Below are 536 nucleotides of genomic sequence, written 5' to 3'. Positions count from 1 at the left end.
ACCATATCCAGCTCATGTACACGGATGTCCGGATTGGCTGTCACCTGCTCCAGCAGCTGTACCAGATGACCTCGAATGTGCTCTACACTTTCCCGTTCAAAGGCCAGGGCATTATACCCAAAGCTCATGTGAATGGTATTCCCCGGCAGCACTACCACGTTAAAGTCATAGTTGGTCTGCTCGACAGACTCGGCTCCTGTGATGGTGAAGCTGGCCGCCTCACCGCTACCTAATTGCTCGATTTGTTCCTCGACCGGATAGTTCTCAAAAATAAGAATATGATTAATCAAATCCTGCTTAAGCTCTGACAGCCCCTGAATTTCATACAGCGGATACGTATCATACACATGGGAAGCAATCGATTGCTCCTGGGTTTGCTTCATCACGTCGGAGAATAGATTGTCCACTTGACTACGGATACGCACCGGAATCGTATTGATAAACAGACCAATGATGTGCTCCACATTCGGAATGTCTGCCGGACGTCCAGATACCACGCTGCCAAACACGACATCATCGGTGCCATTATATTTTTG

The 536-nt window shown here is 48.3% G+C and carries 1 protein-coding gene; it reads right to left on the bottom strand.

Annotated elements, in window-relative coordinates:
- The coding region (locus HFD99_RS24885; protein ID WP_167441060.1) for a condensation domain-containing protein at nucleotides 1-536 on the bottom strand (536 nt) is incomplete at both ends.

The organism is Paenibacillus sp. EKM301P (genome assembly GCF_011800295.1).
GTDB lineage: Bacteria > Bacillota > Bacilli > Paenibacillales > Paenibacillaceae > Paenibacillus > Paenibacillus polymyxa.
The sequence above is the reverse complement of the archived record's forward strand: the minus strand, read 5'-3'. Positions and strand labels throughout refer to the sequence as shown.